Genomic DNA, 19330 nt, shown 5'->3' on the forward strand with positions numbered 1-19330 from the left:
GCTTAAAGCTTGCCACTTGCAGCTAAAAACACACCTATTTTTTAAGAAAACCCTGAAATTCGAGCCATGCCGCAAACTGGTCGGCCCAGGCATCGGAGGGTTGCTGCTGCTTGCGGATACCAAAACCATGTCCGCCTTTATTATACACATGCAATTCGGCCGATCGTTTGGCTGTATTCCATTTGGTATATAATGCTACACTATGTGTTTGTAAACCAATCTGGTCATCTGATGCCACCGCCACAAACAAAGGAGGCGCATCTGCAGCCACGGTTCCCTGCATTTCAGGAGGAAGAAAAGCATAGATCGGTGCCACAAAATCAGGCTTGTTCTCTGCGGTATACCCAAAACCGGCCGATCCTGCCACTGTACCACCCGCTGAAAAACCCATGATGCCTATTTTATTCGGATTCACACCCAACTGTACCGCATTCTTTCTTATATAAGCTACTGCCTGTTTTCCATCTGCAATGGCCATGGGCACCGATGCCATTTGTTTGGCCTGCAATTCTTTATCACCAAAAGAGGCATTGAAATCTTTGATCGGATCATCACCAGATGCTTTTGCCAGTCTGTACTTCAACACAAAACAGGTTACCCCTTTTCCTGCCAGCCATCGGGCCACACCCATCCCTTCATTTTCTATTGACAGCGCAAAAAAACCACCTCCCGGACAAATTACCACAGCCGTTCCATTGGCTTTTCCAGCCTCAGGTTTGATAACGGTTAATGTGGGGTCTGCTACATTATATACCACTGGCGTATTCCAAGCCGTTTTTTCAATGGTAGCTTCAGACCAGTTCCAGTTTTCAGAACCTGGGGCTTTGCCCTCGTAGAGTTTGATGACCTGTTGTGCATGCAATTCAGTTCCCAGTTGCAACAAGAGGTAAACAGCAAGTAATAACTTCTTCAGCATGTGTAATGATTTCATGTAAATTAAACATTTTCTTTTTCTTTCTTAGCTCCGGACTTAAGTCCGGAGCTAAGAAAAGGGAGGTAAGTATTTTGCTTACTTCATACATAAAACAAAACGGCCGGACTCTCGTCCGACCGCCCTCTTTGTCAATCAAAATCCGTACTGTACTTCTTATTCCCGTTCTGTTGGTTTTTCAACTTCTTAATTCCAGCCGCCACCAAGTGCCCTGTAAATATTTACTTTAGCGCTCAATTGTTTCATTCTTATTTCAATCAACTGCATTTTTGATTCCAGTGCTTCCCTTTGCGTTAATAACACTTCCATATAATCGGCCCGTGCAGAATTAAACAGGTTGTTGGATATGGCTACTGACTGTAATAAAATATCTACCTCTTTCGATTTCATCTCATAGCTGGCTTTAAAATTTGCTGCTTTTGCTATCTGATTCAATACTTCGGTATAAGCATTCAGAATGGTTTGCTCATACTGATACACCGTTTGAATTTGCTGAGCATTGGCATTATAATAGGCTGCAGTAATGGCATTCTTATTCACCAGTGGCGCTACCATATCGCCAGCCAGGTTGTATAAAATGGATGCCGGTCTTACCAGGTACAAAGGATTAAATGCCTGAAAACCCAATCCTGCCTGTATACTGAATGATGGATAGAAATTTGCTTTCGCTACCTGTACATCCAGCTTCGCAGCAGCAATATTTAATTCTGCCTGTCTGATATCGGGTCGGTTGATGAGCAGTTGTGATGGAATACCTGTTTGCAGTTCCTCCATCGGAACAGTAGCGAACGCTGCACCGTTTCTTGGAATGGCCGGTGTATACTTACCCGTAAGAAAGCGAATCCTGTTTTCCGTTTCAGTGATTTGCTGTTGTATTTCATACCGGAGGTTCTGCGTGTTGAGTAACTGTGCCTCAAACCTGTTCACAGCCAACTGTGTAACTTTAGCCGCTTCTTTTTGTTGTTTGATGATTTTCAGCACATTGCTCTGTAGTGAAATATTCTGCTCTATAATTTCCAGTTGGTTATCCAATGCCATAAGCTCATAATAAGAGCCTGCTATTTCTGATATGATATTGGTGACCATAAAGTTCCTGCCTTCCACTGCGGAGGAATATTTAATGGCAGCCGATTTTGTGGCATTGCGCAGTTTTTTCCAAACATCGAGTTCCCAGGAAAAATAGGTACCCACCATAAAGTCGCCGATATATTTCGGACCCTTTTCCGGATTGGCTTTCAGGTCTTCTTCTGAAAAACCATCCCAGGTATATTTCCCGGCTCTGTCAGCCGCCACTCCGGCTCTCAGGTTTACAAAAGGTTTGTATTCCCCTTTTCGCTGCATGATTTCATTCTTACTCATTTCAATTTCCTGGAGCATAATATTCAGCTCTTGGTTGTTTTGTAATGCAGTATCAATAAGCGCAATGAGATTCGGGTCTGAAAAATATTCGCGCCAGGGTAGTTTTACCATATTGGATGTATCCTGCGAACTGTTATAACGCAAGGGCACTGCTGTATTTTCCTGTTTGCTACTAATGGCAGGCACTTTACAGGCTCCTATCCACAGGAATGCAGCAGCAAGTAAAATATATTTAGCTTGTAGTTTCATTATCTTTTTTATTTCTGATTCTTGAAATAATTTTCCTGATCTTTTTGGTCAGTGAAGAATCGCTTTCAACAAAGTCTTCACTCAATGGATTCTTATCTTCATCCCTGATGAGGTATCTGCCTTCCTGTAGTTTCCCGAAAATGAAGTACAGTCCCGGTACTATGATGACGCCAAACACTGTTCCGAATAACATACCACCCAGTGCCGATGCTCCAATGGTATGGTTTCCAACAGCACCCGGTCCTGTGGCAATCACCAGTGGAATCAACCCTGCGATAAAAGCAAATGATGTCATGAGGATGGGTCTGAAACGGGCTTTGGCACCTTCAATGGCAGCCGCCAAAACTGTTGCGCCCTTATTGTGTTTCTGTACAGCGAACTCTACAATCAGTACGGCATTCTTTCCCAATAATCCTACCAGCATAATCAATCCTACCTGCGCATAGATATCGTTTGCAAGTCCCATCACTTTTAACAAAAGGAACGATCCGAATATTCCCGGAGGAAGGGATAACAATACTGCAAAGGGCAGCAGGAAACTTTCGTATTGTGCTGCAAGAATCAAATACACAAAAAAGATAACGATCACAAACAGGTAAATAGCTTCGTTACCTCTTTTAGCTTCATCGTATGAAAGACCTTCCCATGCAATATCATAACCACGTGGCAAGGACTCTGCCGCCACTTCTTTGATGGCCTTAATGGCATCGCCTGAAGAATATCCTTTAGCAGGTGTACCATTGATTAATGAAGAGATATAGAGATTATACCGCGCAATCTCATTCGGCCCCTGCGTTTTTTTAATCTTCATGAAAGCAGAATACGGTACCATTTCACCATGATCATTTTTCACAAACATGTTCAGGATATCAGATGGTTGTTTCCTGAATTCGGGTCCGGCCTGTGTATACACTTTATAATAGTTATTGAAGCGGATAAAGCCCTGCTCATAAGTACTGCCAATCATGATATTCAGGTTTTCCATGGCATTACCTAATGAAACTCCTTTTTGCATGGCCAGTTCATTGTCTACAGAAATTTCATACTGGGGATATTTGGCAGAATAAAAAGCAAACAACCCTGACAATTCTTTTCTTTTTCGGAGTGCTGCTAAAAATTCTGCGTTTACCTTGTCAAATTCCTGATAATCTACATCGCTTCCTTTATCAAGTAAACGCAATGAGAAACCATCGGATGTACCATACCCCGGAACAGCAGGTGGCTCGAAATATTCAATGTTGGCTGGAAGGTCTTTTGATTCTTTTTCCAGTTCTTCAATCACTTCTTTTACCGACTGCTTTCTTTCGGACCAGTCTTTTAAATTAATTAAACAGGTACCGGCATTCGATCCTCGTCCTTCGGTAAGTATCTCATAACCTGCAAGAGAAGTAACAGATGACACCCCTTCAATCTTACGAGCAATCAATTGTAATTTCCTCGATATTTCGTTTGTGCGCTCCAGCGTAGTACCCGGAGGTGTTTGAATGATGGCATATATCTGTCCCTGGTCTTCACTTGGAATAAATCCAGCAGGAAGAATTTTATTAACGCTCATGATACCAAAACCAAAAGCTATTAATAGCCCATAGGTAATGAGTTTTCTGTTTACAATCAACGACAAAAACCGAGTGTACCTGCCCGTAACCCGTTCGAAAGTTTTGTTGAACCAGGCAATAAACAGGTTAATGGGTGTTTTTCTTTTCGGTTTTCCATGTGTATTCTTTAATAACATGGCACATAACACCGGTGTAAGGGTAAGTGCAACAAAACCAGAAATAACAATAGCACTTGCCATGGTAAGTGAAAACTGCCGGTAGAGCACACCTACGGGGCCTGTCATAAATGCAACAGGAACAAACACGGATGTCATAACCAATGTAATGGCAATAATGGCACCACTGATTTCCCTGATCACTTTTTTTACTGCGGCAAAAGGCGATAGGTTTTCTTCTTCCATCTTCACGTGTACTGCTTCTACTACTACAATGGCATCATCTACCACTACACCAATGGCCAGTACCAATGCGAATAAAGTAATCAGGTTGATACTCAGTCCAAAGAACTTCATCAATGCAAATGCACCGATCAATGACACTGGTACAGCAAGAATAGGGATAAAGGTTGAGCGCCAGTCACCCAGAAAAACAAACACCACAATGGCTACCAGTACAAATGCTTCCAATAAGGTATGCATCACTTTTTCGATAGAGGCATCTACAAATTTTGAAACGTCGTAGTTGATTTCGTAATCGATACCCGGGGGGAAATCTTTTTTCAGTTCTTCCAGTTTTGCTTTTACATCTGCAATAACTGTGTTGGCATTGCTACCGGGATTTTGTTTGAGTACCAGCGAGGCTGAAGGGTGGCCGTCTTTGTTTGAATAGATATCAACAAACTCGCTTCCTACCTCAACTTCTGCTATGTCTTTTAATTTGAGGATCTCACCATTTGAATTGCCTTTGATGATAATATCCTGGTATTGTTCCGGTTTGTTGTACCAGCCTTTATAGGTAAATACATATTCCTGTGATTGTGCTTTCTTACCAGAACTGAGACCCACTCTTCCCGGTCTTGCCAATACGCTTTGTTCATCAATTGATTTCAACACCTCTTCTGCCGAAATATTATAGGCTCTCATACGCTCGGGGTCTAACCATACACGTATGGCAAAAGCACGGCTCCCGATGGCCTGTGCAAAACCCATCCCTTTTATTCGCTGAAGTTCAGGTAAGATATAAGTGTTGGCATAATTGAACAGGAATTTTTCATCCACATTGTTCTCCTTGCTGTACAGGTTTAAGTACATCAGCATACTGGGTTGGAGGGGCGAAATAATAACACCTTCTCTTTGTACCAGTGGCGGGAGATTGGTCATAACCTGATCGACTCTCGACTTTACCCTTACGGCTGCCAGTGTAGGATCTGTTCCTGGTTCAAATATTACTTCGATACTTGCTTCACTTGCACTGGTGGCATCAGATAACATGTACTGCATTCCCTGTACACCGTTAATGGCTCGTTCCAAAATGGTGAGTGTTGATTTTACCAGTACATCGGCATTGGAACCCGGAAACTCAATAAAAATGTTTACACGGGGAGGAGCTATTTCAGGGAACTGGGCAACTGGTGATGTATTAATCGCCAGCAAACCCATAAAAACAATCACCACAGATAATGCAATAGCAAGAACCGGTCTTTTAATAAATTTATTAAACATCATTGTATATTTTAGGGTTCCTGCTTTATTCGGCGTGTAAATTGTTTAACTCATGTAATTCTTTTTCGAAGGGTATAAATGAATATTTGATGCGTTCATTATTTTTCACCTTCCCTAAACCTTCTGCGAGGATTTTATCCTGTGGGCTTAGCCCTGAAGCCACTACATACACATGCGGCATTTCCTGAGCAATGGTAATCTGCTTTGCCTTTAATACATTGTTGGCATCTACTACGTACACAAATTTTTTATCGAGTACATCGAACGTTGATTTTTGTGGAATCAGGATGGCTTTTTTGAGTATCACCGGCATCAGAATGTTTCCGGTTTCACCATGCCGCAATACACGTTTCGGATTGGGGAATGTGGCCCTGAATGCAATATTTCCGGTTTCGTTGTTAAAGTCGGCTTCAATGGTTTCTACCACACCTTTCTGATCGAAAATCTGGTGGTTGGCCATTTGTAGTTCTACTGTTGCGTTACCACTTTTTTTCTCACGCGAAACATAATCGAGGTATTCAGCTTCCGGCACATTAAAGTAAACCCACATTTTACTGTTGTCTGCCAGTGTGGTTAACAACTCGCCTTCATCTACCAGGCTACCAAGTCGTACGTTAAAACGATCAATAATACCATCGAATGGCGCACGTATCTCTGTAAATGCAAGGTGAGCTTTGGCCAGTGATAATTCTGCCTGTGCCTTATCGAGTTTGGCTTTGGCTAAAGCCAGTTCATTTTTGGAAACGATATTACTATCTGCCAGTTGCTTCGTGTTCTGGTATTCTATTTTGGCAAAATTTACTTCAGCTTCTGACTTTTGTGTTTCGGCCTGGTAAATCAATGGCATAATCTGGAACATGATTTGTCCTTTTTTCACAAACTGCCCTTCATTTACATAGATATGTTGTAAGTATCCTTTTTCGAGTGCCCTTAATTCTATATGCTGAATGGAATGTATCTGACATACATATTCTTGGTGGATAACGGTATCTCTTTCAATGGGACTCGTAACAACAAAATGTATTTCTTCCTGTTTTTCTTCTTTGTGTTCTTTGCAACCGGCGAGTGATAAAATGGTTGCAGCCATGATGAAAATAAAAAACTGTTTCATGATTTTTTTTGATTGACTAAAGCGTATATAAGAGGGTAGGTCACGTGAGGAATCACGCGACACAGTTGTACAGTGCTGCTGTTGCATCATGTACGTTTCAAATCAAAAAAATCAGATCAGGTAACTTTTCCAGGAATGATGGAGTACAAAAAGAGGAATGGCTATACGCTGCTTAATAGCCTGGTTATAATGAAAGGATTGTACCGATTGTATTTCAGTTGCTTGCTGTAAAGCCATCAACTGAATAAAATAGAGGGCTGAACCGGCTTTTTTATCATCATCCGCATAATCTTCTGTTTCTGCTACATATGCTTCCGGGTCTTCGGGTAAGGGAAGTGGTTCAGCGGGATCGGCAGGCAGATCAGCCGGGTTGGTTGGGGAGGCAACAATTGTTTTTCCGGTTTTCAGCAACTGCGCTGTGCCGGCATTGGCCTTGATGGCACCCGCGAAAAACATCAGAAGCCATGTCATCAAAGCCAATGAACCTGCAATAGTTTTGCAGGTTTGGCCGATATGATTATACTTACGATTTTTACCCGGGGTCAACATATTTGTTAGCAAAACTACCTATAAATCTGCACTGAAAAAGCAGGAAATGCTTTTTCACGTTTTATTGGCATTAAAAATCGATAAAACAACCAGGTAAAAGATCATAACAGCTTGCGGATGCTCATCATCATCCCTAAATGCAGTCCTTCATGATAATTATTAAACTCCAAGGCATCTGCAAAACTGGTAAGGTCAAATCCGGTAGCGGTCATTCTCCCCGTAAAACTGGTGAATATCCCTTTTTCAATATCTTTTTTTGTCTGTTCACATAGTGTGATCAGTAATTGTTTCAGTTCGTCTGCTTCTGTTTGTGTAACCGCTCTCTCGGGTTTGCTGCCGGGTTTATACAGGGTGAACATTTCATCACTTACCTGCATAGCAAGGCCCGACAAACGATACACCAGTGATTGTTGTACCACAATAATATGGCCTACATTCCAGATGATATTATTGTTAAACCCTTCGGGTACCTTATTCAGTTGTTCCAGTGTAAAAGGTTCTATAAAACGCAGGTAATTATTGCGGTTGGTTTCCCAGATTTTCAGTAAAGCATCCATTTTTAAAAATTATTTTTTAATTGATATTTTGCGGTGATCCCTAAACCTCCATATGCTCTGTTATAAGTAATGACAGGATTCAAACGCAGCTCAGGTTCAAGGATCAGTCTATCATCGAGACGAATAGGTTTGCTTATTTTTAACTGTACTCCTAAGGCCATATTAGGATCAATATTATAATCAGTAACAGTAATTTGTTGGCTCTTGTTTTTATGCCTAAACCCGACATAAAAATCAAAGCTCATACCTGCACTTACATTTACGAGACGTGAATAAAATTTATACAATACAGGAACGGAAATAAATCTCTCTACTATCATTAAAGTATAAGGAACTAATCCTGTACCGCTATTATTCACTAACATGTATGTATTATTCTGAGAATAGTTTCTATAATATAATCCGCTTTCAATTCCGCTTTTTCTGGTAAACTTATGCTCTATCGTTACACCCAACCCTGGTCTGAAATGATTACCTGATGTTTCAGCAGTAAAACTTATTCCAACAAGTGTTGACCTTTGTGCATAGAGAATAGAGGAAGATACTACCGAGACAATAGCCAAAAGTATGAAGCAACATAATTTTTTCACATGTCAATTATATAACATTTAAAATAAATTACTCAGAACTATTTTGGCTTTGCAATGATTTAACTTGTTATACCTGTAAAGAAGCTCTGAACCCCCTCGCCGCATAATAAGATCCCGCCCCATTATGGTACACAAACACATGCTGGTAACGCAAGTCCCCAAAAATAGCACCACCATATTTGCGGATGGCTTCCGGCGTTTTTAACCAACTGGAAGTTTTGGCATCAAAATTTCCCAGGGTCTGTAAGTTTCTGTATGCTTCTTCATCCAATATTTCTACACCCATGGCAGCAGCCATATCAACGGCAGTATCTGCAGGCTTAAATTCTTTACGGCTATCGAGCGCTTCACGGTCGTAACATAAACTTCTGCGGCCAGCCGGACTTTCAGCAGAGCAGTCGCAGAAAATAAAAGCGCCTGTTTTTTTATCCTGCCCGGTTACATCAGGCTCTCCACCTGTTCTTTCCATTTCACTGAGCGACCACAGCTTGTGGGCATTGGCTTTTAACCTTGCTTCAACTTTGCTCCACTCAATGCCTTTATGGCGTTTAGTGTTTTTTTCAAACCGGGCTTTTAAAAGCTCCATCAGTTCACTTGCTTGTTTTGCTGATAATTTCATACCTGTATCATTTTTATTATCGTTCGTATAAACTCGCAACAGATTTTTATTTGCCCTTTTTTAATTCCTCACAACCTGTTTTATCAATAGTATAGGATGCGTTTACAATTTTCCATACCCCCGATGCATGAATCAATGTAAAAACATCGACTCCACAATGAGAAAATTTTTCATTCACCAGAAACTCATAGGGTACCCATGCCATAGCAATGCCATTGTGTATTTTGATTTCATACCGGTGAGGAATTTCTTTTATTTTATCTTTTGAGATTAATTTATTGATATCAGCCCTGAAATCCCGCATATCATGCTTTCTCGAATTTGTAACATTCGACACCCGCCACAATTGCCCATCAATAAATACAACAGTTTTTAACAACGCGGTATCCTGCTTTTCTAATGACAGGAAAAAAGAATTAATGGTTTCTTTAATCGCTTTTTCATCAGATGTTTGGGCATGCGTTGTAAAACTGATCCCGAGTAAAACAATTATAATAATTTTTCTCATGTTGCATTTTTAATGCTAAATAATTCTGTATTCAAGATAGGAAAAGATCAGAAGGAACGATTAAGTCTGTTGTAAAATGTATGAAAATATTCCTGCATCTTCATTGCTTTATCCAATAACTTCGCAAATAATCAACCACTACTTTGTCTTACCAAAAATTCAGCGCCCATCAGTTATTCACCGGCACAGAAATACTGGGTGATGATTTTGTGTTAGTCACAGAAAAAGATGGAACTGTTGAAGCAATTGTACATACCTCTGAAGCTGGTGAAGACGTGCAACAACTGAATGGTTTACTTTGCCCCGGCTTCATCAATACACATTGCCATCTCGAACTCAGTCACATGAAAGGACTGATACCAGAACATACCGGTCTGGTTGATTTTGTATTGCGTATAGTAACACAAAGACAAACGCATGTTGATGATATACTGGTTGCTATTGAAAATGCAGAAAATGAAATGCTGTTAGCCGGTATTGTAGCCGTAGGTGATATTTGTAATAACACACACACGCTTATACAAAAAAATGCCAAACGGTTACGCTATCATAATTTCATTGAAGTAAGCGGCTGGAACCCATTGGGGGCTGCTGCAAGAATGGAAGCATCTTTAAGATTTTACCAGATATTTAAAAGTTGTTTTCCTGAACATACAAGCTTATCGCCCCATGCACCTTATTCCGTATCGGATGAATTATGGACTTTGATGCAACCGCATTTTACTGAACAAATTCTTACCATTCATAACCAGGAGTCCAAAGCAGAGAATGAACTGTTTGAAAACGGGACCGGTGATTTTATTCGTTTATACAAGGCTATGGATATCAGTAACCCCGGTTTCAATGCACAGGGTACACATAGTCTGCCCGCTTTTTTTCCGCAGATGGAGAAAGCCAGACATGTCATACTCGTACATAATAATTTCACCCACCAGACAGATATTGACCTTGTACTAAAAAGCGATGTACCTGTTTCATTCTGCCTTTGCCCCAATGCCAATTTGTATATTGAAAACACTTTACCACCTGTTGATCTTTTACTACAAAACAAACTGAATATCTGTATTGGAACCGACAGTTTAGCGAGCAACCACCAGTTAAGTGTACTGGAAGAAATTAAAACCCTGCAATTACATTTCCCGCATTTGCCACAGACAACACTCTTACAGGCTGCCACCCTTAACGGTGCCAAAGCACTGGGTATGGATGATGTATTGGGGAGTTTTGAAAAAGGAAAAAAGCCAGGTGTGCTACTGCTCGAAACTAAGAAAACCGTCAAAAGAATTATGTAGTCTCTTCATAAATTCTAACCATCTCCGTGCAACTCCGTGTTACTCTCTGTGTAACTCTGTGGTTAAAAATCTTATGATATAAACCACAGAGTTACACGGAGTACAGCTCTGAGTTGCACAGAGGAAAATCAAATGAAAGTATACTTTAAGTATTTAAAAAATTGAACAGAGAAATTAGCGCAGGGTTAACTCAGAATTTCCTGGAGAATGGCAAGTGTTTTTAGTTCACCAAAATCGGCGATATGCAATGCCATATAAGTTTGATAAGATTCCAATAAACTTCTTCTGATGTTTCTGTTCAGTTTAATATTTTCCAACTGGTTATAAAACTGCAGCTCGGTTAACTGAGAGGTTACTTCTGCCTGTAATTCTTCCAGATAATAAGGATGTGCCGGTGTGTGGGCCACAAAAATACCTTCCTGCAAATCGAAGACAGGTGTTGCCGTGCTATAATTGCCCTGTGGTTTAAAGCCCAGTTCAGTGGCCAGGTGTAAAACAAAATAAAGTGGCAGGTTGGCTGTTAAAGTTTCATTGCCCTTATCCAATTGTTTTAAACTGTCTTCAATCAGGTAGAATAATTCGGGATTGGCTTCGGGTTGTTTCAAACTATGTTGCAGCATTTCAATCATGTACATAGACACAGCATGTTTCACCACATCAGATAATACCGCTTCATACAAATAACTCCAGCGGTATTCTTTTACAAACTGTAATTGTTTCAGCTCATTATGGTACACTTCCATATCGAGTAAGGCTGAGGGCTGAAAATAAGAGGCTTTACCGGAAGATGTTTTCGTGCTTTGTCTTACCCCTTTCACCAGGTAACTCTGTATGCCAAACAGTTCTGTATAAACAGTGGTAATGATGCTTGTATCACCATACTTTACTGTTCGCAGTACTATGCCTTTGGTTGCGTGGAGCATGGGGGAAGTTCTAGTCCATAGACCATAGTCCATGGTCCATAGGGTATAGTATTTATTTACACTAGTTTATTCCTATAATTGATTTACCATAGACCATGGACTATCGACCATGGACTCCTCTCTCCTTACCCCACCACCCCTGTAAACTGTTTCAAAAACCGCACATCGTTTTGTGAGTAGAGACGGAGATCGTTTACCTGGTATTTTAATTGAGTGATACGCTCAACACCCATACCAAATGCAAAACCTGTATACCTGGTTGAATCGATACCAAAATTTTCGAGCACTTTCGGATGTACCATTCCACTTCCCAATATTTCTACCCAACCGGTATGTTTACAGATATTACATCCGGTACCACCACAGATCTGGCAACTGATATCCATTTCTGCACTGGGTTCGGTAAAAGGAAAATAACTGGGTCTGAAACGCACTTTTACATGCTGACCAAACATTTCCTGTACAAAAAAGTAAAGTGTTTGCTTAAGATCAGCAAAACTTACATTCTCATCTATATACAAACCTTCCACCTGGTGAAAGAAACAATGTGCTCGCGCACTGATGGTTTCATTTCTGTATACCCTTCCCGGACAAATCACACGTATGGGTGGTTTCTGTGTTTCCATTACGCGTGCCTGTACACTGCTGGTATGGGTACGCAATAACCAGTCTGGGTTCTGACTGATGTAAAAAGTATCCTGCATATCGCGGGCCGGATGATCTTCGGGCAGGTTCATGGCACCGAAATTGTGCCAGTCGTCTTCTATCTCTGGTCCTTCCGCCACAGCAAAACCCAGTCTGCGGAAAATGGAAATGATCTGGTTACGTACCAGGTTCAAAGGATGTCTGGTACCTACAGGAAACAGATCGCCCGGCAGGGTAATGTCTTTTGCAGTAACTGCAGCATCGGACTGATCACCCGCCGCTTCTTTTAAAGAAGTATAGCGTGCTTCTGCAAACTCTTTGAATTCATTGAGTATTTGTCCAAAAGCTTTTTTCTGATCTACCGGTACATTTTTCATTTCACCCATCACTGTTTTCACCAATCCTTTGGTACCGAGGTATTTAATACGGAAAGCTTCCACCAGATCGGGGGTGTTGGCCTCAAATGCCTGCATTTCCTGTTTATACTGCTCTATCTGTTGCACAATCTGTTCCATGTTGCGAAGATAAACAGCCGGGCGGAGTGCTGAAAAAATGATTTCTTTAACGCTTACCCGCTTAAAATATGCCCTTCAACGCCCCGAAATGATTACATTTGTCACTGCATTTATTAACGTTACATGGAATATAATACTTCGAGAAGTTACCTGGGCATGCGTGAATATGGTCGTCATGTACATAAAATGGTAGATTATTTACTGACCATTGAGGATCGTGATAAAAGACAGCAACAGGCACAATCTGTGATCGAACTGATGGGTTTTCTGAACCCCCACCTGAAAAATGTGGAAGATTTTCGTCATAAATTATGGGACCACCTGTTCTTTATCAGCGATTTTAAACTGGATGTCGACAGTCCATACCCCATCCCACAAAAAGAAACCTATAAGCTGAAACCCGATCCGCTTCCTTATCCTAAAAGGCATCCAAAATATGCCCATCTGGGTAAAAACCTGGAAGTGGTGATCGATAAAGCCCTGAAAGAAGAAGATCCGGAGAAAAAAGCTGGCTTTGCGCATGCTATCGCCTACTATATGAAGCTGGCTTACAGCAACTGGCACAAAGAACTGGTGCACGACGATGCTATCAGGAGTGAGTTGAACAATATTACCGGTGGTGAACTCGAATTCAGCAATACGCCATATATCAAGCACCGCAACCAGAATTTTGAACGCGACGAGTATAGCAGTGGCGGTCGTGGTGGTCGTTGGCAGCAGAATTTTGGCGGACGTAACCGCAACAGCGGAAGTAATAACCGTAATAACAGCGGTGGTGGCGGACGCAATAATAACAACCGCAGTAACAATGGTGGCGGACGTAACAACAACAACAATAACCGCAACAACAGCGGTGGTGGTCAATTCAAGAAACGCTATTAAGTTTTTTTATACTTTTTTGAAAAGCCCCGACAAATTTGCCGGGGCTTTTTCATTTCATGCCCTTATTTACAGGCGACCATTTATTACATTCGTGTACACAACCACTTAAGCAAGTATTATGGGTTCATTTGAAGTACGTGGCGGCAATCGCCTGAAAGGAGAAATTATTCCCCAGGGAGCCAAAAACGAAGCATTACAGATATTATCAGCCGTTGTACTCACCGACGCTGAAATGACCATCTCCAATATTCCTGACATTCTCGATGTAAACCTGCTGATTGAATTACTGCAGGACATGGGTGTGAAAACCGAAAAACTGAATGCAGATACGTATCGCTTCAAAGCCGATAATATTGATATCGACTACCTGTCGTCTGACAGTTTCAGAAAAAAAGGAGGCCGTTTACGTGGTAGTGTAATGCTCGCCGGGCCCATGCTGGCACGGTTCAAAAAAGCCTACATACCCAAACCCGGTGGCGATAAAATTGGAAGAAGAAGACTTGATACGCATATCATAGGTTTTGAAAAATTAGGCGCCAAATTTGAATACGATGATGTGCAGAGTTGTTTCAAACTATCGGCACAGCAACTCAAAGGTGCTTATATGTTACTGGATGAGCCCTCGGTAACAGGAACAGCCAATATTGTGATGGCGGCTGTGCTTGCAGAAGGCGTAACACAGATTTACAATGCTGCATGTGAACCTTATCTTCAACAGCTTTGCAGCATGCTCAATCGTATGGGAGCCAATATAAGTGGTATTGGCAGCAACCTCTTAACCATTGAAGGTGTTAGCAGGCTTAGTGGAACAGAGCACCGTATGTTACCCGACATGATTGAGATTGGTAGTTTTATAGGGCTTGCTGCCATGACACAAAGTGAGCTTACCATTAAAAATGCCGGTGTACAACATTTAGGTATCATTCCCGAAAAATTCAGTCAGTTGGGTATACAATTTTCCATACAGGGAGATGATATTTATATACCTGCACAGGATGTGTATGAGATACAGACTTTTATGGATGGAGGCATACTTTCCATATCAGATCATCCATGGCCAGGTTTTACACCCGACTTACTCAGTATCGTATTAGTTGTTGCTACACAAGCCAGGGGAAGTGTATTGGTACACCAGAAAATGTTTGAGAGTCGTTTGTTCTTTGTAGACAAACTGATTGATATGGGTGCGCAGATCATTCTTTGCGATCCGCACAGAGCAACTGTAATTGGTTTGGGGAGGAAAAACAATCTTCGTGGTATTACGATGAGCAGTCCGGATATTCGTGCCGGACAGGCGCTGTTAATTGCCGCTTTGAGTGCGGAAGGAAAAAGTGTTATTCAGAATATTGAACAGATCGATCGTGGTTATCAGCAGATCGATGAACGATTGAGAAATATTGGCGCCGATATCAGACGTATTTGATACTAAGACTCAGATTTTTTTGGGAAGTTTTACGATCGATACCCAGTAGTCTTCAATACTGCGTATCACCTCCATAAATTTATTGAGATCAACCGGTTTAATGACATAGCAGTTGGCATAATTGTCATACGATTCCTGCACGTCTGAATCTGCCGATGAAGTAGTTAGCATGATAACCGGAATACTTTTTAATAAAGGATCGTTTTTCATCGTACTCAGTACTTCTTTGCCATCTATTTTTGGCAGATTGATATCTAACAGAACAATATCAGGTGATGTTACATCAGCATAGTTTCCTTGTTTTCTCAGGTAATCAAGCGCCTCCTCACCATCTCTTACCACTTTTACCTGATTCGTAATTTTGGCTTCTTTAAATGCTTCTATGGTAAGCCTGATATCGCCTTCATTGTCTTCTACAAGCAATATTTCGAGGTCTTGAATAACAGACATATCATCATTTTTGGTGATTACTTATTTAGGTATGCTAAAGAAAAAAGTACTTCCTTTTCCTTCTTCTGATTCAACCCAGATTTCACCGTGGTGCCGTTCAATAATTTTTTTACAGATAGCCAACCCGATTCCTGTTCCCGAATAATTATTCACGGGATGTAATCGCTGAAACACAACAAATATTTTTTCAAAATACTTTGGGTTGATACCAATACCATTGTCTTTTACAAAAAAGACAAACCGGCGTTCTTCTTCCTGACAGCCAATTTCAATGAGTGGGGGATGCTCACTTTTATATTTGATCGCATTACCTATAAGATTCTGTAACAGTTGTTGTAGCTGCGAGGTATTACCCTGTACTACCGGTAAACGATCAACAGTTAAAGTTATTCTTTCTTTTTCAAATCTCGATTCAAAAATCTGGGTAACATGCTTTGCTACTGCATTCATATCAACAGACTGGAATTGTTCGGTTACTGTAGCTACCCTTGAATAAGAAAGCAGGTCCAGTATCAACCTCTTCATTCTTTCTGCGCCACCTACGGCATAGTTAATATATTCTCTGGCTTTATCATCGAGTTTTGCTGTGTACTGTTTATCAAGCAGTTGTAAAAAACTACTAACCATTCTCAAGGGTTCCTGAAGATCGTGAGAGGCTACATACGCAAAGCGTTCGAGCTCTGCATTTGACCTGGCCAGTTCCGAAGCGCGTTTTTCCAGTACGGAATTGAGTTCATAGAGTTGTTGTTCTGATCGTTTTAATGCAGATATATCCTGCGTTGAACCAATCATTCGAATGGCTTTACCTTCTTTGTTCCTGATTACATAACCACGGTCGTATACATGTGCATAACTGCCATCTTTTCTTTCAAACCTGTATTCATCCTCCCAATATTGATCTGTCGTTGTCTGTAACATTTTTTCTCTTTCTTCTGTTACACGACTGATATCATCGGGATGAACATGTTTACGCCAGAAATCATTATCAGCACTGGCCATGGCTGTATCGTAGCCGAATAATTTCTGTAACCCATCGCCCGAACGAGTAACAGTACCTGAACGCATATCCCAGTCCCAGATCGCATCACTGGTTGCTTTTGCCACCAGTTCATACCTTTCATTGGACCTGCGTGTTGCGGTTTCTGCTTTTTTTCTTTCCGTTATATCACGAATAAACGCACAGAAAAATGAGTCATTATCCTGATGAATCGGTAATACAGTTAATTCGACCGGGAAGGTTATACCATTGCGGTTAACGGCACTTAGCTCCAGTAAAGCATTTAATGCAGGGCCCTTCCCTGTTATTTTGTATTGTTCCATGCCGTGATCGTGCATGGTTCTGTAAGCTTCGGGTATAATAATACTTGATAATCGTTTGCCCATTACCTCTTCCTGTTCCCATCCAAAAATTTTCTCTGCCTGTGGGTTCCAGAAAGTAATCATGCCTTCTGTATCAATACAAATAATGGCATCCAATGCCGCATTCATGATCAGTCTTCTTTTCTCTTCACTGTCACGAATCAGCACATCGGTTTTTCTTCTTTCTGTTACATCTCTTTCAACAGCTACCCAGTGGGTATACCAGCCTGCTTCGTTGGCAACAGGTGCTACCGTAAAATTATTCCAGAAAGGTTCCCCGTTTTTCTTGTAATTCAATACTTCTATATCACAGGGTTCCCAGTTTTTGAGTGCTTTCTTCAAACGCTGTAGTTCCTGTTGATCGGTACCCGGCCCTTGCAGCATACGAGGGGTTTGTCCGATTACTTCTTCTGCAGTATAACCCGTCATCCGGGTAAAAGCTTCATTTACATAGAGTATTTTAGGACCTGACCCTTCGATGGGTTCTGCTTCGGTAATGAGTATGGCATCATTGGTATTAATGATGACCATATTCATCAAATGTAATTTCTCCTCTTCTGCTTTTTTCTGAGTAATATCGTTGCGAATAGCAACAAATTGATAGGGCTTCCCTTTTTCGTTTAAAAAGGGAATAATGGTTGTATCAACCCAGTAATAATTACCTGCTTTGTTTTTATTTTTAATTTCTCCTCTCCATACTTTTCCTTTGGCAATTGTTACCCATAAATCTTTCAAAAAAGATTTGGGATGATGGCCGGAATTAATGATACGATGGTCTTGTCCTATTAACTCTTCTCTGCTATATCCTGAAATAGTACAAAAGTTGTCATTCACGTACTGGATGATACCTTTTTGATTGGTAACCGCAACAATACTCGACTGGTCTAAAGCAAATTTATAGTCAGAAATTTCTTTTATTTTCGCAGTAAGTTCTGTGTTAACCCGCTCAAGTGTTTGCTGGTAACGTTTATTCTCAGAAATATCTCTTCCATAACAGGCAACACCAACAATTTCCTGTTTATTAATGATGGGGTTAAAACTCACTTCCGACCACTCACCTGCCTTACCTTTTAATTCAGGTGTATAAATTTCATGTATAAAATACCGGCCTTCTAATGCCTGTTCATATAATTTTTTCCAGGATAAAATAAATGATGCAGGAAAATGATCTTCAATCAGCACATGATCACCACTTTGAAACTTTTTTCCGGTTTGCATTTCAAGAGAATGAATAAAAGGTTGGTTGGCAGTAATAAGTCGCAGGTTTTTGTCAACACTCCAGATCAGATCATGGGTATTATTGATAAGCGCCTCCCTGTTGTTACGCTCAAAATTGCTTTGTTCTTCCGCATTTACTTTTTCGGTGATATCGTTAACAAGAACTAAGACAGAGGGCTTATCATTATGTATAATATGATGGGCAGTTATTTCTACATATAATAATTCACCGTTTTTCTTTAAATGACGCCATCTCGCATGATGTGTAAAATAATCGCCATGTCGCTGTTTTACGGCTGTTTTAACCCTTTCAATATCATCTTCTGGCCTGATTTGCAGAATCGTCATAGAAAGAAATTCTTCCCGGCTGTACCCGTATTTAAAAATAGCGGCATCATTTACTTCTGTAAACTGATAAGTTTTCTCATCATAAATCCACATGGGCATTGGATTGGTATAAAACAGTTTTTTATACCTTTCTTCTGATTGAGCCAATGCTTGTTCAGCTTGTATTTCCGACAAAACCTGTTCAGTAATATGATCAATGGAATTAATGAGTTGTACTACATTTCCCTCCTCATCAAAAACAGGTGTATTAACAATCTTCCAATAACTTTCTACGAAAGTTCCTGAGCCATCATTTGCGGGGATGTCGTATCGAAAGTGATTGATCTGATTTGCCTTTTTGGTGCGGATGGCGTCTCCGAATAACCGAATCAACTTCTTTTTACCATCCTTATTAAACTGATTCGCTGTATCGGGAAAAATGGTGAAAATAGGATTTCCGGTAAGTTCAATATCCAAAGTCCTGGTAGTTTCCCTGTATGATTTATTGGTGGCAAGAATGGTGTATACGGGATCGTCCGGGGCCAATAGCAAATACATGCCGGGAAGATTGTCAAAAACCAATTGAAATTCCTTACTGGTCATAGC

Annotated in this window: 16 protein-coding genes; 3 read left to right on the forward strand and 13 right to left on the reverse strand. The window is 40.8% G+C overall.

The genetic code is table 11. The features are described from left to right. Positions 1–34 precede the first annotated feature (34 nt). The 9 genes from ACH3Z1_RS03730 to ACH3Z1_RS03770 all read right to left on the reverse strand — a co-directional run bounded on the left by ACH3Z1_RS03730 (position 35) and on the right by ACH3Z1_RS03770 (position 9690). Positions 35–916: an alpha/beta hydrolase gene (locus tag ACH3Z1_RS03730; RefSeq protein WP_490820507.1), complete on the reverse strand. Its 882-nt coding sequence runs from the start codon at positions 914–916 to the stop codon at positions 35–37. Positions 917–1117: 201 nt separating this feature from the next. Then, positions 1118–2539, reverse strand: a complete 1422-nt coding sequence (locus ACH3Z1_RS03735) for a TolC family protein (protein WP_490820508.1) — start codon at positions 2537–2539, stop codon at positions 1118–1120. Next, entirely contained in the window at positions 2523–5756 is a 3234-nt protein-coding gene (locus tag ACH3Z1_RS03740; protein ID WP_490820509.1) for an efflux RND transporter permease subunit, read from the reverse strand. Before ACH3Z1_RS03740 ends, ACH3Z1_RS03735 begins: the two co-directional genes overlap by 17 nt. Positions 5757–5781: 25 nt before the next feature. Continuing rightward, complete coding sequence (locus ACH3Z1_RS03745) at positions 5782–6867, reverse strand: efflux RND transporter periplasmic adaptor subunit (RefSeq protein ID WP_490820510.1); 1086 nt, start codon at positions 6865–6867, stop codon at positions 5782–5784. A gap of 111 nt (positions 6868–6978) precedes the next feature. Beyond that, the gene (locus ACH3Z1_RS03750) at positions 6979–7338 is read right to left on the reverse strand and encodes a hypothetical protein (RefSeq protein ID WP_490820511.1); all 360 of its coding nucleotides are present in this window, start codon (positions 7336–7338) and stop codon (positions 6979–6981) included. Between the two features lie 179 nt (positions 7339–7517). After that, the gene (locus ACH3Z1_RS03755) at positions 7518–7973 is read right to left on the reverse strand and encodes a DinB family protein (RefSeq protein ID WP_490820512.1); all 456 of its coding nucleotides are present in this window, start codon (positions 7971–7973) and stop codon (positions 7518–7520) included. Positions 7974–7975: 2 nt separating this feature from the next. After that, positions 7976–8563 carry a hypothetical protein gene (locus ACH3Z1_RS03760; RefSeq protein WP_490820513.1) on the reverse strand — a complete coding sequence of 196 codons (588 nt, stop codon included), beginning with the start codon at positions 8561–8563 and terminating at the stop codon, positions 7976–7978. A 67-nt stretch (positions 8564–8630) separates the two neighbouring features. After that, the gene (locus tag ACH3Z1_RS03765; RefSeq protein ID WP_490820514.1) at positions 8631–9182 is read right to left on the reverse strand and encodes a DUF4256 domain-containing protein; all 552 of its coding nucleotides are present in this window, start codon (positions 9180–9182) and stop codon (positions 8631–8633) included. Between the two features lie 46 nt (positions 9183–9228). After that, a complete protein-coding gene (locus tag ACH3Z1_RS03770) occupies positions 9229–9690 on the reverse strand; it encodes a nuclear transport factor 2 family protein (RefSeq protein WP_490820515.1) in 462 nt (153 codons plus the stop codon). Positions 9691–9833: 143 nt separating this feature from the next. Here ACH3Z1_RS03770 and ACH3Z1_RS03775 point away from each other — a divergent pair, with 143 nt between their 5' ends. Next, the gene (locus ACH3Z1_RS03775; RefSeq protein WP_490820516.1) at positions 9834–10982 is read left to right on the forward strand and encodes an amidohydrolase family protein; all 1149 of its coding nucleotides are present in this window, start codon (positions 9834–9836) and stop codon (positions 10980–10982) included. A gap of 185 nt (positions 10983–11167) precedes the next feature. Here ACH3Z1_RS03775 and recO read toward each other — a convergent pair whose 3' ends face one another. Beyond that, positions 11168–11905: a DNA repair protein RecO gene (recO, locus tag ACH3Z1_RS03780; protein WP_490820517.1), complete on the reverse strand. Its 738-nt coding sequence runs from the start codon at positions 11903–11905 to the stop codon at positions 11168–11170. A gap of 125 nt (positions 11906–12030) precedes the next feature. Continuing rightward, entirely contained in the window at positions 12031–13065 is a 1035-nt protein-coding gene (pheS, locus tag ACH3Z1_RS03785; protein WP_490820518.1) for a phenylalanine--tRNA ligase subunit alpha, read from the reverse strand. Between the two features lie 123 nt (positions 13066–13188). Here pheS and ACH3Z1_RS03790 point away from each other — a divergent pair, with 123 nt between their 5' ends. Together ACH3Z1_RS03790 and murA are read left to right on the forward strand one after the other, a co-directional pair. After that, complete coding sequence (locus tag ACH3Z1_RS03790) at positions 13189–13947, forward strand: DUF4290 domain-containing protein (protein WP_490820519.1); 759 nt, start codon at positions 13189–13191, stop codon at positions 13945–13947. Between the two features lie 118 nt (positions 13948–14065). Beyond that, positions 14066–15370: a UDP-N-acetylglucosamine 1-carboxyvinyltransferase gene (gene murA, locus ACH3Z1_RS03795; protein ID WP_490820520.1), complete on the forward strand. Its 1305-nt coding sequence runs from the start codon at positions 14066–14068 to the stop codon at positions 15368–15370. A gap of 9 nt (positions 15371–15379) precedes the next feature. Here the strand turns inward: murA and ACH3Z1_RS03800 are convergent, their stop codons facing one another. Beyond that, positions 15380–15820, reverse strand: a complete 441-nt coding sequence (locus tag ACH3Z1_RS03800; RefSeq protein WP_490820521.1) for a response regulator — start codon at positions 15818–15820, stop codon at positions 15380–15382. 21 nt (positions 15821–15841) lie between these two features. Continuing rightward, positions 15842–19327 carry a PAS domain S-box protein gene (locus ACH3Z1_RS03805; RefSeq protein WP_490820522.1) on the reverse strand — a complete coding sequence of 1162 codons (3486 nt, stop codon included), beginning with the start codon at positions 19325–19327 and terminating at the stop codon, positions 15842–15844. Positions 19328–19330 lie beyond the last annotated feature (3 nt).

This window comes from Sediminibacterium sp. FW305-C-49, from assembly GCF_058231085.1.

Bases quoted from the DNA above. Each gene is read 5' to 3' on its own strand.
- ACH3Z1_RS03730 (WP_490820507.1), bottom strand. From the start codon at position 916: ATGCTGAAGAAGTTATTACTTGCTGTTTACCTCTTGTTGCAACTGGGA.
- ACH3Z1_RS03735 (WP_490820508.1), bottom strand. From the start codon at position 2,539: ATGAAACTACAAGCTAAATATATTTTACTTGCTGCTGCATTCCTGTGG.
- ACH3Z1_RS03740 (WP_490820509.1), bottom strand. From the start codon at position 5,756: ATGTTTAATAAATTTATTAAAAGACCGGTTCTTGCTATTGCATTATCT.
- ACH3Z1_RS03745 (WP_490820510.1), bottom strand. From the start codon at position 6,867: ATGAAACAGTTTTTTATTTTCATCATGGCTGCAACCATTTTATCACTC.
- ACH3Z1_RS03750 (WP_490820511.1), bottom strand. From the start codon at position 7,338: ATGACATGGCTTCTGATGTTTTTCGCGGGTGCCATCAAGGCCAATGCC.
- ACH3Z1_RS03755 (WP_490820512.1), bottom strand. From the start codon at position 7,973: ATGGATGCTTTACTGAAAATCTGGGAAACCAACCGCAATAATTACCTG.
- ACH3Z1_RS03765 (WP_490820514.1), bottom strand. From the start codon at position 9,182: ATGAAATTATCAGCAAAACAAGCAAGTGAACTGATGGAGCTTTTAAAA.
- ACH3Z1_RS03770 (WP_490820515.1), bottom strand. From the start codon at position 9,690: ATGAGAAAAATTATTATAATTGTTTTACTCGGGATCAGTTTTACAACG.
- recO (WP_490820517.1), bottom strand. From the start codon at position 11,905: ATGCTCCACGCAACCAAAGGCATAGTACTGCGAACAGTAAAGTATGGT.
- pheS (WP_490820518.1), bottom strand. From the start codon at position 13,065: ATGGAACAGATTGTGCAACAGATAGAGCAGTATAAACAGGAAATGCAG.
- ACH3Z1_RS03790 (WP_490820519.1), top strand. From the start codon at position 13,189: ATGGAATATAATACTTCGAGAAGTTACCTGGGCATGCGTGAATATGGT.
- murA (WP_490820520.1), top strand. From the start codon at position 14,066: ATGGGTTCATTTGAAGTACGTGGCGGCAATCGCCTGAAAGGAGAAATT.
- ACH3Z1_RS03800 (WP_490820521.1), bottom strand. From the start codon at position 15,820: ATGTCTGTTATTCAAGACCTCGAAATATTGCTTGTAGAAGACAATGAA.
- ACH3Z1_RS03805 (WP_490820522.1), bottom strand. From the start codon at position 19,327: ATGACCAGTAAGGAATTTCAATTGGTTTTTGACAATCTTCCCGGCATG.